10 protein-coding genes and 1 pseudogene are annotated in these 13,759 nt (G+C 49.6%); 6 read left to right on the top strand and 5 right to left on the bottom strand.

Features of this window, described 5'->3' with window-relative positions:
- Positions 1-349: 349 nt before the first annotated feature.
- The 5 genes from tet(O) to F605_RS0101245 all read left to right on the top strand — a co-directional run bounded on the left by tet(O) (position 350) and on the right by F605_RS0101245 (position 3,772).
- Positions 350-2,269 (top strand): tetracycline resistance ribosomal protection protein Tet(O), encoded by a 1,920-nt coding sequence (tet(O), locus tag F605_RS0101255; protein ID WP_022864100.1) that lies wholly within the window; start codon positions 350-352, stop codon positions 2,267-2,269.
- Between the two features lie 51 nt (positions 2,270-2,320).
- Positions 2,321-2,494, top strand: coding sequence for a cysteine-rich KTR domain-containing protein (locus F605_RS11230; protein ID WP_002779755.1), 174 nt, complete (start codon positions 2,321-2,323; stop codon positions 2,492-2,494).
- 486 nt (positions 2,495-2,980) lie between these two features.
- Positions 2,981-3,424, top strand: coding sequence for a sigma-70 family RNA polymerase sigma factor (locus F605_RS09175; RefSeq protein ID WP_473242984.1), 444 nt, complete (start codon positions 2,981-2,983; stop codon positions 3,422-3,424).
- Positions 3,415-3,492 carry a hypothetical protein gene (locus F605_RS11635; RefSeq protein ID WP_473242985.1) on the top strand — a complete coding sequence of 26 codons (78 nt, stop codon included), beginning with the start codon at positions 3,415-3,417 and terminating at the stop codon, positions 3,490-3,492. The genes F605_RS09175 and F605_RS11635 overlap by 10 nt, the downstream gene beginning before the upstream one ends.
- Before the next feature lie 94 nt (positions 3,493-3,586).
- On the top strand, positions 3,587-3,772 hold the full coding sequence (locus F605_RS0101245; protein ID WP_027723486.1) for a hypothetical protein: 186 nt from the start codon (positions 3,587-3,589) through the stop codon (positions 3,770-3,772).
- Positions 3,773-4,027: 255 nt separating this feature from the next.
- Here the strand turns inward: F605_RS0101245 and F605_RS11500 are convergent.
- Positions 4,028-4,120 (bottom strand): annotated as a pseudogene (locus tag F605_RS11500) (type II toxin-antitoxin system RelE family toxin); the annotation flags it as partial.
- Positions 4,121-4,160: 40 nt separating this feature from the next.
- Complete coding sequence (locus F605_RS0101235) at positions 4,161-5,378, bottom strand: amidohydrolase (RefSeq protein WP_022864099.1); 1,218 nt, start codon at positions 5,376-5,378, stop codon at positions 4,161-4,163.
- A gap of 537 nt (positions 5,379-5,915) precedes the next feature.
- Here F605_RS0101235 and F605_RS0101225 point away from each other — a divergent pair.
- Positions 5,916-9,428: a SpaA isopeptide-forming pilin-related protein gene (locus F605_RS0101225; protein ID WP_022864097.1), complete on the top strand. Its 3,513-nt coding sequence runs from the start codon at positions 5,916-5,918 to the stop codon at positions 9,426-9,428.
- A gap of 273 nt (positions 9,429-9,701) precedes the next feature.
- On the opposite strand, the gene F605_RS09170 is transcribed toward F605_RS0101225, so the two are convergent.
- The 3 genes from F605_RS09170 to F605_RS0101215 all read right to left on the bottom strand — a co-directional run bounded on the left by F605_RS09170 (position 9,702) and on the right by F605_RS0101215 (position 13,542).
- A complete protein-coding gene (locus tag F605_RS09170; protein WP_272867065.1) occupies positions 9,702-10,688 on the bottom strand; it encodes an MFS transporter in 987 nt (328 codons plus the stop codon).
- 3 nt (positions 10,689-10,691) lie between these two features.
- Positions 10,692-10,931 (bottom strand): hypothetical protein, encoded by a 240-nt coding sequence (locus tag F605_RS10825; protein ID WP_051132069.1) that lies wholly within the window; start codon positions 10,929-10,931, stop codon positions 10,692-10,694.
- A 61-nt stretch (positions 10,932-10,992) separates the two neighbouring features.
- The gene (locus F605_RS0101215) at positions 10,993-13,542 is read right to left on the bottom strand and encodes a Cna B-type domain-containing protein (RefSeq protein WP_022864096.1); all 2,550 of its coding nucleotides are present in this window, start codon (positions 13,540-13,542) and stop codon (positions 10,993-10,995) included.
- Positions 13,543-13,759: the final 217 nt, after the last annotated feature.

Below are 13,759 nucleotides of genomic sequence, written 5' to 3'. Positions count from 1 at the left end.
GGGGGAAATCCTGCCGCTTTTTCTGCTTTAGTTTGTCAGCTTGACAAATAAAGGGTTAAGGAATATAATTAGATTCAGTATTATACAAGGAGTTAATAAATATGCGGCAAGGTATTCTTAAATAAACTGTCAATTTGATAGTGGGAACAAAAAGTAGCAGTCCCGTTTCACTTTTAATATGGGGCTTAGTTTTTTGTACCCAGTTTAAGAATACTTTTATCATGTAATTTTATATGCCCGAAAACATATAAGTGTTTTGGGGCTATTGGAGTTATTTACCCAGTGATAGGAGTATTTATCACTGGGTATTTTTATGCCCTTTTTTGGGTGTTGATAGGAGGAAAATCACATGAAAATAATTAACTTAGGCATTCTGGCTCACGTTGACGCAGGAAAGACAACATTAACGGAAAGCTTATTGTATACCAGTGGTGCAATTGCAGAACTAGGGAGCGTAGATGAAGGCACAACAAGGACAGATACAATGAATTTGGAGCGTCAAAGGGGAATCACTATCCAGACAGCAGTGACATCTTTTCAGTGGGAGGATGTAAAAGTCAACATTATAGATACGCCAGGCCATATGGATTTTTTGGCGGAAGTATACCGTTCTTTATCCGTATTAGACGGAGCAGTATTATTAGTTTCTGCAAAGGATGGCATACAGGCACAGACCCGTATACTGTTTCATGCACTACAGATAATGAAGATTCCGACAATTTTTTTCATCAATAAAATTGACCAAGAGGGGATTGATTTGCCAATGGTATATCGGGAAATGAAAGCAAAGCTTTCTTCGGAAATTATAGTGAAGCAAAAGGTTGGGCAGCATCCCCATATAAATGTAACGGACAATGACGATATGGAACAGTGGGATGCGGTAATTATGGGAAACGATGAACTATTAGAGAAATATATGTCAGGGAAACCGTTTAAAATGTCAGAACTGGAACAGGAAGAAAACAGGAGATTCCAAAACGGAACGTTATTTCCCGTTTATCACGGAAGCGCTAAAAACAATCTGGGGATTCGGCAGCTTATAGAAGTAATTGCCAGTAAATTTTATTCATCAACGCCTGAAGGTCAATCTGAACTATGCGGGCAGGTTTTTAAGATTGAATATTCAGAGAAAAGGCGGCGTTTTGTTTATGTGCGTATATATAGCGGAACATTGCATTTGAGGGATGTTATTAGAATATCTGAAAAAGAGAAAATAAAAATCACAGAGATGTGTGTTCCGACAAACGGTGAATTATATTCATCCGATACAGCCTGCTCTGGTGATATTGTAATTTTACCAAATGATGTTTTGCAGCTAAACAGTATTTTGGGGAACGAAATACTGTTGCCGCAGAGAAAATTTATTGAAAATCCTCTCCCTATGCTCCAAACAACGATTGCAGTAAAGAAATCTGAACAGCGGGAAATATTGCTTGGGGCACTTACAGAAATTTCAGATGGCGACCCTCTTTTAAAATATTATTTGGATACTACAACGCATGAGATTATACTTTCTTTTTTGGGGAATGTGCAGATGGAAGTCATTTGTGCCATCCTTGAGGAAAAATATCATGTGGAGGCAGAAATAAAAGAGCCTACTGTTATATATATGGAAAGACCGCTTAGAAAAGCAGAATATACCATCCACATAGAAGTCCCGCCAAATCCTTTCTGGGCTTCTGTCGGGTTGTCCATAGAGCCGCTCCCTATTGGAAGCGGAGTGCAGTATGAAAGCAGAGTTTCACTTGGATATTTAAATCAATCGTTCCAAAATGCGGTTATGGAGGGGGTTCTTTATGGCTGCGAGCAGGGGCTGTATGGATGGAAAGTGACAGACTGTAAAATCTGTTTTGAATATGGATTGTATTATAGTCCTGTAAGTACCCCCGCAGACTTTCGGCTGCTTTCCCCTATCGTATTGGAGCAGGCTTTAAAAAAAGCAGGGACAGAACTATTAGAGCCATATCTCCACTTTGAAATTTATGCACCGCAGGAATATCTCTCACGGGCGTATCATGATGCTCCAAGGTATTGTGCAGATATTGTAAGTACTCAGATAAAGAATGACGAGGTCATTCTGAAAGGAGAAATCCCTGCTAGATGTATTCAAGAATACAGGAACGATTTAACTTATTTCACAAATGGGCAGGGAGTCTGCTTGACAGAGTTAAAAGGATACCAGCCAGCTATTGGTAAATTTATTTGCCAACCCCGCCGCCCGAATAGCCGTATAGATAAGGTTCGGCATATGTTCCACAAGTTAGCTTAACAGCTTGCAAAAGTCATATAAAATGAGATTTGAAAGGATTAGAGACTAATTATGATGAAATGCGAATGGATATTGTGTCCTGTTTGTGGGAGCAAAACCCGTAATAAAATTAGGAAGGACACTGTTTTGGAGAATTATCCCCTTTATTGTCCAAAATGCAGACAAGAAAGATTGATTAAAGTTGACAACTTGAAGATAACTGTCATCAAAGAGCCAGACGCTTAAGACGCAGAGCCGATGAAATTGTGGAACAATTCACGAATCATCGGCTCTTTTTGTTTCGTATTTGAAAGAACAAACTCACCAAATAAAAAAACGATATTCGGGTGGGTTATTTTGTTATACCCTAAATTACCCTCTGAATTTGTTTTTAAATTTGGAGGGATTTTTTTATGTCCTTTTTTCGGGCAGTTATCTATCTGCTCATACGAAGCAAAATTTATCAATACATAGCATATCAGAGAACGGCAGGAAACCAGTTAAAAAAATTTCTGCCAGTGCAACGGTACTTCTCACCTTGAAAGTAGAAGTACAATCTCCATACAATAGAATTACTATTTCCTATAACCGTAAAGGTCACAGAGCCTTTGCGGTTTTTCTTTTGTCGATTTTTGTTGGAAAGTGCCGTAGGGCTGTTTCTGATATGCGGTGTCGTTCTCCGCCTCTCCATCTGGATTTTTTACATTTCAAAAATTCAGATGGGAGGTATTTATGGTGAAATATGCACCAAGAAAGGTATATATCAGAGAAAGTGGCGGCTATGTGGAATTATCCTACACGGAGTTCTGCCGTTGCAGGGAATCCGACCAGACCTATATGGACAAGCTGTTTATCCCCATTCAAGGCTGTCTGCTTGAAGTCGTGAGGGAGCAATACACAGACTTCTACCGTGACAAGGAACGGTGGCGTTATCTGCAAAAATTAGATACAAAGAATAGACTGCTATCTCTCGACGGATTTACGGACAGCGAGGGGAATCCTCTGGACTTTATCACTGATGAAGCGGTGGACATTGCAGAAACCGTTGTCAATGCGGTCATGGTGGACAGGCTGAAAGCCGCCCTGCCTTTGCTGTCGGATAGTGAACAGGAGCTGATACAGGCAATTTTTTTGACGGACTTTCCGAGCGTGAAGTCGGGGCGAGGTTGGGCATAACCCAGAGCGTTGTAAACAAACGCAAAGCCAGAATCCTAATAAAACTAAGAAAGATAATAGAAAATTAAAATTTAAGGCGTTCAGCCCCCTTGTTTTTTCCTTTGGGAAGATGAGGGGGCTTTTCTCTGCCCTCTCAATCAATTCTGATTGGAGGAAGTAAGAATGGCATACAACCACGGACGGGAGGACAGGAAATGGCGTATCTGGAAAGAAGCGGAGGAAAAGCTGCTGCGTGAGTGCGGCGTTGATGAAGCGACCATTGAGCAGATACGCATGGCGGACAGGGCAGACTTCAATTCCAACAGGCGGTTTTACCGATGGACGAATGATGTGGGGCAGCCGCAGTGACAAGAAATTCCCCTGGAAAATGGAGGTGCTCGAGCAGCTAATTCCCGAGATTAGCGTGGACGTCTGTGTAGGTCACCAGATCCAAGCTTATTTATCGAAGAGTGGATATCCGCTGCACCCAGGTTTTGGCGGTCTAGCCCACTGGCGAGGAAAAGAACTCCTCGATGCCCGCCATCTGTTAGCAAGCCAGTAGCCGAGAATATTGCAGAGAAACCTATCGTTAATCGAATTACTCCCCAATAGGGAACCAGGTCTCTAGCGGTAAATGCGGCTTCTGTGTCCGATTTCGATTGCGATCACGACCAGTTCCTGATCTTTGATATCGCAAAGTATGCGATAGCTACCTACCCGGTAACGCCATTATCTAGATAGGTTAGCGCTCAAGTCTCTACTTCCCCAGCCAAGCCAAGATGGCAGCGAGGGCGGCTTCAGTTCCGGTGGCCAGCGTGGGTTGCATGATGGGTGCGAACTTGGGGTTGTGGTTGGGGAACCCCGGATTCTCCTCGCGAAATCCTCCTAATCCCCAATAACAATAGGGGATCCCGAACGCATCCGGGATAGTGCTGAAATCTTCCGAGGCCGGGACTTCTCCGCAATCACCTACGCGCTCAGATCCAAAATGCGCTATAAACGCGTCAGTCACCGTTTTGGTGGTTTCGGCATCGTTATTGGTCAGCGGATAGGAATCGTAGAGCTCAAACTCGGCAGGCTCGGGGCTTCCGGCTGCATCGCATTCGGCCTTCACCATCCGTTTAATTGCCGCCAAGAGGTGCTTGCGCACCTGCATATCGTAGGCGCGGATATTGACCAGCAAGGTGGCGCGTTCGGGAATAATATTCGACTTGGAACCGGCTTGCAGCGAACCTACGGTTACTACCGCCATCGTAAAAGGGTCGATTTCGCGAGACACAATAGTTTGCAGGCGTAGCACAATCGCCGAGGCCAGTACTACCGGGTCAACCCCCATGTGAGGCATAGACCCGTGCGAGCCTTTACCATGTACCGTAATTTTCAAGGATGCACCGGTAGAGAGGATGGCGCCCACATGGGTGCCAACGGAACCGGTGGGCATGGGGCCAGTGAGGACGTGCTGGCCAAAAGCCACATCGGGGCGCGGGATTTTCTCCACGAGCCCGTCGGCAACCATCGATTTTGCGCCCTCAGCGGTTTCTTCGCCAGGTTGAAAAAGCGCAACATGGGTGCCACTCCAGGATTGCCGGTTCTCGGATAGTACCCGGGCTGCCCCCAGACCGGCAGTAATATGCACATCGTGTCCGCAGGCGTGCATCGTGGGTACTTCATTCCCGTTCTTATCACGCCGAGTAATAGTGGAGGCGTATTCCAGCCCGGTTTCTTCCTTTACCGGTAGTCCGTCGATATCGGCGCGGAAAAGCGTGGTCTTACCACTGCCGTTTTGCAGTACCCCGACTACGCCGCCACCGATTTTTTGGGTTTGATAACCAAAATCTTGCAGCTGCTGATAAATAAAATCGCAGGTTTCGGTTTCAGCCATAGAAAGCTCAGGATGCCGATGTAGCCACTTGTAGGTTTCCTCCTGCCAGGAACCTAGCTTTTTTACGGCCTCCGCAATATCAAAATCGCTCATCTTAAACTCCTCCTATTTTTCTTAACTCTATTTTGCTCCCGCCGCCAAATCGCCTCCCGGTTGGGGGGTGGGGCGACAAATTAGCTGATTTCGCTATCTGTGGAGGGTGCTTTTATCGCTGGAGGGTAATTTCGTATGGGGTTTTGTTATGTGAGGTGGTGAGGGGTGACGTTTTCACCCTCCCGGAACAGAAGCACCCTCCAGCGCGAAATAAGGGGGGCGGGTGGTTCAGATGTCTTGGGGGCTCTGTGGCTGTAAATGAAGGTGCGCGAAGCTACGTGGGGAGGGCGGGCACTGGAGTTCTGAGGGCGGCTAGGGTGGCTGGGATGGCTCCCGGGAAACTTGAGGTTAGGGCGGTGAAGTAAAAAACGTGAAGTCGCTATTTTTTAGCATCAAAAAGCGTTTGGGAAATAAAATGTTTCTCTGTATTTCTAAAGGTAGAGGGTATATAGTAGGGTGGTATATGAGAACATAATTAATGCGGCTTAATCGCTGTGAACAGGGGAAATAGCCGCATTAACTTAGGGAGAGATAAGTATGAAAACGGGATCCACTCGTGCAATGGGGCAAAAAAGGAAGTATCGTGCCTTAAAACTATTGCTTCCCTTGTTAGCGTTTACGCTGCTGCTGGGGTTCGGGCCGCAAGCCGGGGTCAGCTATGCCGAGCCTGGTGAGGATGGTACTTCCACGCCCGCGCAGACAACCAGCGATCCCGTTGTCACTACTACTTCGCCTACCCCTGCCGGCGCCCCCGCGACCTCGCCGGGCGAGGGCACTACTCCCGCAAGCCCGACGCAGCAATCAGGTCCCGCGAATACACCGGGCGCGCCTGCTCCGGATCCAGCAGGCGACACTTTTGACCTCACCAAGTTCCTGACTGATGATGCGACGCTGTCATACGGTGGCGCTGAACTTAAGAAAGATGAGGAAGGGAAATATAAAGTCCACCCAGATACTCCCTACCAGCTAAAACTGGGTTTCGAAGAGGTGCCGGGTGATGCAGGGCAAATACCTAGCGCTAAAGAACTCGTCTACGCTTTACCTGCCGCGCTGCAGGCTTTTCCCACCAAAAATCCGCTGGAGTTCACTATCGACGCTCAGGGGGAAAACGTTGGGGGCAATATCTTTTGGGTAACAAAAGACAATAAAATCCATGTAAAGTTAGCTGATAATCAGAAACTAAAAGAGTCCCAACAGGCCAAGTTCTTTGTCACCTTGGATGTAAAGTTCGATAAAGATGCCTCCAAGATCGACCTGAAAAATGGCGTCCATATGGATGTGGTGATTTCTAACGATCCTGACCTGTCTATCACCAAGAGTGCACGCCATGATTTTGCTGCCGGGAAAGTGTTCTACACCCTGACTGTTAACTCCATAAACACTAACGAAAATGTGGTGATTTCTGACGAGATCCAAGGTGACGACACCGCGCTTCACCTGGACAAAAACCCGAAAGCATTCAAGATCAAGTCCTCGAATAAGCAAGCCCCCAAACCTGGGCAACCGGTCTTTGAAAATAATGGGTTTAAGCTGACCATTCCGAAGATGACGCACGGGGAGCGGGTCACGGTCGAGTACTCCGCCAGCGTTGATTACTCCAAGATCGATCCGGACAAGGCCGGCACCGCAGAGCAGACCACCAATAAAGCAAACGTGGTTTCTGACCAGATTCCCGCCCCCAAAGAGACCACTAATGACCTGGAGCATAAGCTAAAGATCGGTACTATCACCAAGAATACCGGTGCAGCTAAAGAAACGGCTCCTAAGTCCGGAATCTACGAGCAGTCCTGGACACTGGACGTTAATAAGTACTGGAAGCTGAAAGTGGCAGGTAATACTGTCAAGGACTCCATTCCCGAAGAATTCCAAAAGATGATGAAGTACTCGGGAGACGGCATTACGGTCGTGGTAAACAAGGGTAGAAAAGACGCGGACGGGAATTCTATTGAGCAACCCGCGAAATTAATTAAATGGGCAGACGTTGGAATCACAGACTTGAATAAACAGTTCGAGTGGTCATATCTGTTGCCCGATACTGACCCGGCAAACTCTAGCTACGAAATCACCTACACCACTAAGGTAGATGTCACCAAGCAGATTGTGCCGACTTCGGTGAAGAACGGTGCTTCCAGCCGTACTCCTAATAATACGAGTGCCCCGGAGGAAGTGGTGGCCCCCACCGTCGGCCTCAATCCTCCCCATATCTTTAACGTTGAAAAGAAAGCCTTTTCCGCCAATCCAGAAAAGGTTACTTGGGAGGTGGCCGTCAATGTGGTGCCGCAGGGCTATGACTCCCTAGTATTGACGGATACTCTGCCCGCGGCCAAGAGTGGCGACAAATCTTTCCAGGACAAGTTTATTCCTGAAGACCCTGAACATCCTGAAAAAGATATCAAGGTCGAGGGTCTGTTGCCGGGCGAGGGTTGGACGTTCGTGAAAGACGAAAAGAACCCGGAAAAAGGGTTCACCATTAAGTTCTTCAAAAATAAAGAGCAACAAGTAGAAGGACTTCTGGAAAACACCGAAACAGATAAAGATGGCAAGCCCATCGAGCGCACGGTTAAGGTCACTTTCACTACCACCAACGACCAGGAATGGGTAAAGGCTTACCGCGCCGGTGACGAGAGCCTCTACCGGCACGTAAACCGGGTGAAAGCTACCGCCAATAAAATTGACCGGACCGCCTCGGCAGCGGCAACCCCGGATCCCGAAGGTATTCACAAAACCTTCAACGGCATTAAATTCAAGGAAATCGGCGGGGTTGACTATCCGGTGTTCAACTACCGGCTACGCCTAGAAGGACTGGATAAATATGAAAAAGATGCCTTCCAGATTACTGACACGTTCGATGCCAAGTTGTTAAAGCTGGCTGACGACCCGGCGCCCAATGTTTCCGGCGAAAAGAACCTAAAGATCACACAGCAAGATGGCGTGATTAACTTCGAGATGCAGACTGATAAGTTGCCGAAGGATTCAGACGGCAAAATAAAATCAATCTATTACCTGGACTACTCGCTAATTCCGGTTAGTCGGGCAGCGCTAGATGCCATCAATAAGAACCCGGAAAGCTTAAAGGTCAGCAACACCGCCACTTGGGGGCCGGTGACCACGAAAGCTGTGGATGCCGAATACAAGTATGCCCCGCTCACCAAAGAGCTAACTGACAAGCCTACTTTAAGTAACAACTATGTGGCGTCCTTTACGGTCACCATCAACCCCGGCGCGCTAGATATTGCTAATGGGGCGCTGGCTGCGAACTTCAAAGACCAGATGACAAATCTGCGTTTGCAGCCGGAGACCTTAAAGATGACCCCCGCCGATTATGATTATCGTCCGGTGTATAAGGACGGGGTGCTCACTATGCAGGTGCCGAACAAACAGAAAGTCGTAGTCACCTACAAAGCCAAAGTAATCGGCAAAGACCTGGTTAACTACGGTAACGAGGTCGAGGTCGGACACGAACAGTCCAAGGTCGAAGCTTCCGTGGCAGTGCGGATGGCTGCGGGAGGTAGCGCCCCCAACCCCGGAATCACTATTCACAAACACGATTCCCGTGACTTGACCACTCAGCTGGAAGGCGCCGAGTTTGAGCTCTACCGGATCGTTGAGGGTGAGCCGCAGCCGGTAGTCGGTAAGCTCAGCGAAGATCAGGAAAAAGCGGAGCCCCTGCGGTTCACTACCGATAAGAATGGGGAAGTCACCATTAGGGGCGACCAGGATAAACTCGGGTGGTCACTGTTGGTTAGCGACGAGAAAAACCAGTACGAGTACCAGCTGAAAGAAGTGAAATCTCCTAAAGGCTACAAGCTACTAGAAGAGCCGCTGACCTTCACCATTTGGAAGAATCCTGCGGATGAAACCCAGCAGTACGATGGTGCCTATCTGTATGTGCCCAACGAACCAGAACCGGGTACCAAGATTCCGGGTAAGCCGGGTGACCTGCATAAGAAGCTAGGAAAGACTGGTGCGCAAGTTAGCGTGGCGTTAGGTGCCATGCTGGCATGCCTCGCCGGAGGATACCTAATCCTACGTCGCCGCGAACAGCGGTAATACATCCTCAGGCACGGGGCGGTAAAAGCGCTCCGTAGTCTCTGCTTTGCGCGGGGAATATATTTTTCCTCCCGCCCAAGAAATCGGGGAGAGATATAGTCTCTCCCCGATTTCTTATGCCCACCGCGCCTACTCGGATAAAACCTATCCCTCTCGCGTACTTGTGTGCTGAGCGTAAAAGATGCGAGAGGGGGCTTGAGCCGAGCGAAGCAAGGCTCACCGGGGTCCCCCGAGTACTTTTACGCTCAGTGCACGAACAGGTACGGAAAGAGGTTAGTAACCGGATTTTTGTAGGGGCGGGATTTTTCTCAGGAGCAGGGCGAACACTACTACTAGGGCAATCAGGGCGGCGGTGAGGGCGACTAAACCTGACCAACCCCAGTGATACCAGGCGATACCTCCTACAGTGCCGAAACAGGAGCCTCCCAGGTAGTAAGAAATGGAATAGGCGGAGGCGGCTTGCCCGGCAGCACCCACTCCCGCCACGGCGCGGGCGGTTACCCAGCCGGAGGCGGTGGCATGAACCGCAAAGAATCCGATAGCGAAAACTATCAGTGCGGGAATCACGATCCACAGGGTTTCAAAAATGGTCAGTACCAGGCCGATTAAAGTCAGCAGCGCCGCCATGGGCATTACTCGCCGCCTGCCGTAGTGGGCAACTAGGTTGCCACTCACCGAGGCGGCCAGGGAACCGAAGGCGTTGACTAGGAAGAACCCGGACACTATCCACGCGGGGAAAAGGTAGGGGGCGGCGCTGAAACGATAGGGCACCATATTGAAAATCGCCTGGTAGGCTCCCAGAGTTAGGGCGCCAATCAGGAATAACAAGGCTAATCCCGGCTCAGTGAACACCGCTTTGGTGTGGGCGATCAAGGTTTTTAAGCCCGGGGGAGACTTCTGGAAGTTTTCTTGGGGAGGCAACAGCCGCCAGACTAACAGCGAGAATAAGACTCCGGCCACGCCAATCACGGTTAACACCCAATGCCAGGGCAGGAAATGGGAGATGACGCCGCTGAGGATACGCCCGAAAAGACCGCCCAGGCCGGTGCCAGCGATATAAACCCCAGCTGCCCGGGGTAAATCCTTGGCGCACACTTCCTCGGCCAGGTAGGCGGTCGCAACTGCGGGCAGACCGGCAGCCGCTAGACCTTGCAGGAAACGTCCGGCGAGTAACAGATGCCAGGTAGGGACAAAGCCGAGGATCATGCCCACCAGGGAGGTTACCAAAATTGAGGTCAGCATTATTGGCCTGCGCCCCAGCCGTTAGGAGGAGGGGCCGACCAGGAATAAGGCAAGTGCTAAGCCTCCGGTGGTCAGGGAAACCGTCAGGGACGCAGCCGAAGGATCTAGGTGAAAATGCTCCGAGATTTCGGGCAGTAACACCTGGGTTTCGTACATTTGCGCGAAACTGACGAACGCGGCAATAAATAGCGCGAGTTCAATGCGCCGATATTCGGGGTCTCCCCGGGAGTAGCCACCGCTATCGCTTCTTTCCGCAGCCATAGCGGCAGTCTACGCCTGTAGGGCTTTTGACCCGTAAATCACTGCCAGAATCTGAACTGTTTTAGCCGTTTTGCAGCCGGCGGCGCACCAGCACAACTCCGGCAGCGAGCGCCAAGATCCCCAGCGCTAGAGCCGCACTAATTCCAGAGCCGGTACGAGGCAGTGGGGGAGTCTTCTTCGGGGGCGGAGGAGTATGTCCTGGCGGAGGAACCGTACAAGTATTGGTAACCGTGAATCCCTTGGTGGCGTCACCACTTACTTCGCTGCGGTACCCTTTGATTTCTACCTCGGAAACGGTGTATTCGGCGAGTTTACCGTCAACATACTTCGGCAGATCCTCGAACTTGCCTTTCCAGGAGTTGGCAGCGTTTAGAGTGAGCTTCTTATCGGTTGCTTTCCCGTTTGCTAGCAGCTTTACCTCGATCTGGGCGGCTGCTGGGCAAGTACCATCCGGGTTCGCCCATTTCTTAACTACCTCGACCTTGGTGGGCATCTTGTTGACTACCGAAATCGTGTAGGTCAGATTTTTCTGGTCTTTGGTTCCATTGTCTACGACGAGCTGGTAGCCATCCAGCTGATTGCCACTTCCGTCGTGTTCCCTGAAAGTAATCGGCAGTTTCTCGCCGGTCTTCGCATCGAGCAGGGTGTCGGGATCGGGGAAGTTTTCAAGCGTGGCCGTCCAGTTCTTTTCTTTGCTCAGTTCCACCTGGTCGACCTTATAACCGCCGACTAGCACGTCCAGGGTTATCTTGGTGGGACGCTGCTCCGGGTCATCGCCTTGCCAAGCCTTCTTCACCTGAAGCTTCCACCTTTCGGACTTGCCGAAAAACAAATCGCCGTTATTGGCTATTCCCCCGCCACTGATGCCTGTACCAGTAGCAGTATTGTTTTCGATAATTACTCGGGCGAGTTTTTCAGCGAGTTGCTTTGAGTCTTCACTGGGCAGCGACTTGTATGCTTTATTTTCGTTAATTTCCTGGTCGTACGGGATACGAGTGTTTTTGCCGCCCTCTTTATATCGAGGAAGCTGTCTGTCTGGCGCCCAGTTGGAGTGGTAGCTGTAGATAGATCCATCCTGATACCAGAGGCGCTGCCCGCCTCCTAGCATTCGGGGGCTAATGGAAACAGGTCGTCCGCCATCGAAATCTTTCTCGTATTTATGCTTGGTGATACTGACAAAATCGTCACCGGCTCCCCTTAAATCACCCCTATTTGGTGCGGTGTTGCCAAACAGAGCTACTCCCTTAGTGATGTGGAGAGTAGTGTGGCCAGTATCGCAGTTCCAGACCCCACCGCCTTGCTGGCTGATGGGGTGTTTCCCGGCGCCGATTAAAAATGCATCTTTAATCGTGTTATTCCTGATCAAGGCATTATTGATGGTGAGGTGGGAACCCTTGTCATTATAAATGGCACCGCCACCCCAAAAGCCTGCGGATTTGTTTTCCGAGAAATAAGCGGCATTAATTGTGGCTTCCGCTTTACCGCCAAAAGCGGCAGCACCTCCGGATGTTCCGGCACTGTTTCCGGTAAATGAACCGCCATTGATAGTTATTTTGCCACCATTGCCGAGAAAGGCGCCGCCCCATTTTTGTGCCTGGTTATCGCGGAAGTCTCCACCGTCGATGGTGTGGTTGCCGCCGAGGGTAACTAACGCTCCGCCGAAACCATTAGCCGCATTGTTTTTGAAAGTACCGCCCGAAATCTGAGATTTTGAATCATCTAAATAGAAGGCTCCGCCGTTACCGGAGAAGTCGCGGCTAGCCTTGTTATCATGTAGGTTTCCGTTGCTCATTACCAGCGATCCGTGTTCCAGGGCTAGTGCGCCTCCACGCTCGGTGAAGTTGTCGTGGATGTTCCCACCCGAGATATTTACATTAGTGTGATCACCAAAGATGGCACCGCCATATCCGTTAGATCTGGAATGCTGAACGCTGTTATCAGAGATTTCGCCGGCCTTAATGTTAAGGATGGCGGGTTTTTCTTCACTTCCCCAGAGTCCCAGGGCTCCACCTCTAAGGACGCCTTGATTAGCCTTAATAGTTCCGCCATTGATGCTGGCCTTCCCGTTATAGATGGTGATGGGAGCTAACTTTTTGGCATCTACACCCTCGGGAGTGACAGCGTTAGCTACTTTCCCCTCTGGGGTGGTGTTCTTCGAGAAGTCGGCAGTCCCGCTCATGGTGAAGTTGCCGCCATTAACGAAAATCACCGGACCGGCGGGGTCGGAATCGTGGATGGATCCGGCGCTAAAGTTTAAGTCTCCGTTTACCGTGAACTGTGCCTTGGTGAAGGAGGGACCGGCCAGGTTCAGTTTCCCGCCGGATTTCACTTCCACTGCCGTCTTGTTAATTCCGGTAACTGTGCCCGCTCCCTTCAGGGTGAGCTTTGCGCCCTGAGGAACTACCAGCGGTTGTGACTGCTCATCCAGGGTGAGGTTGCCGGTGACAGTCAGGTCATTTTGCCCGGAAGCGGCTTTAGCCACTAGATCGTCCCAGGTGGTCACGCCTTCGGCCGCTGCCGGATTGGTTGAACCCAGCGCCACAATCACCGCGAGGGTCGCGAGGGTGGCTAGGAACTGAAAAACGGAGGAAACTTTTTTCTTGATTAGCACTATTTCATTTTATGTAAATGGGGGAGGGATTGCAATGGATTTCTATGTGCCTACATTCATAGTTAAGCGTATTTGCAGGTAGAGGCGATATTCCGGTTGCAGTGCAGTAATGTATCTGAAAGACTATTCACGAATAGTTAAGAAAGCAAACAGGCTGCTATTTCGGAAACCGCTACTCGCGGAAAAATCAGAGCGGTCTGGGAGCTGGGAACCGTAA

This window comes from Varibaculum cambriense DSM 15806, assembly GCF_000420065.1.
Classification (GTDB): Bacteria; Actinomycetota; Actinomycetes; order Actinomycetales; family Actinomycetaceae; genus Varibaculum; species Varibaculum cambriense.
The sequence above is the reverse complement of the archived record's forward strand: the minus strand, read 5'-3'. Positions and strand labels throughout refer to the sequence as shown.

Bases quoted from the DNA above. Each gene is read 5' to 3' on its own strand.
- F605_RS11230 (WP_002779755.1), top strand. From the start codon at position 2,321: ATGATGAAATGCGAATGGATATTGTGTCCTGTTTGTGGGAGCAAAACC.
- F605_RS09175 (WP_473242984.1), top strand. From the start codon at position 2,981: ATGGTGAAATATGCACCAAGAAAGGTATATATCAGAGAAAGTGGCGGC.
- F605_RS0101245 (WP_027723486.1), top strand. From the start codon at position 3,587: ATGGCATACAACCACGGACGGGAGGACAGGAAATGGCGTATCTGGAAA.
- F605_RS0101235 (WP_022864099.1), bottom strand. From the start codon at position 5,378: ATGAGCGATTTTGATATTGCGGAGGCCGTAAAAAAGCTAGGTTCCTGG.
- F605_RS0101225 (WP_022864097.1), top strand. From the start codon at position 5,916: ATGAAAACGGGATCCACTCGTGCAATGGGGCAAAAAAGGAAGTATCGT.
- F605_RS10825 (WP_051132069.1), bottom strand. From the start codon at position 10,931: ATGGCTGCGGAAAGAAGCGATAGCGGTGGCTACTCCCGGGGAGACCCC.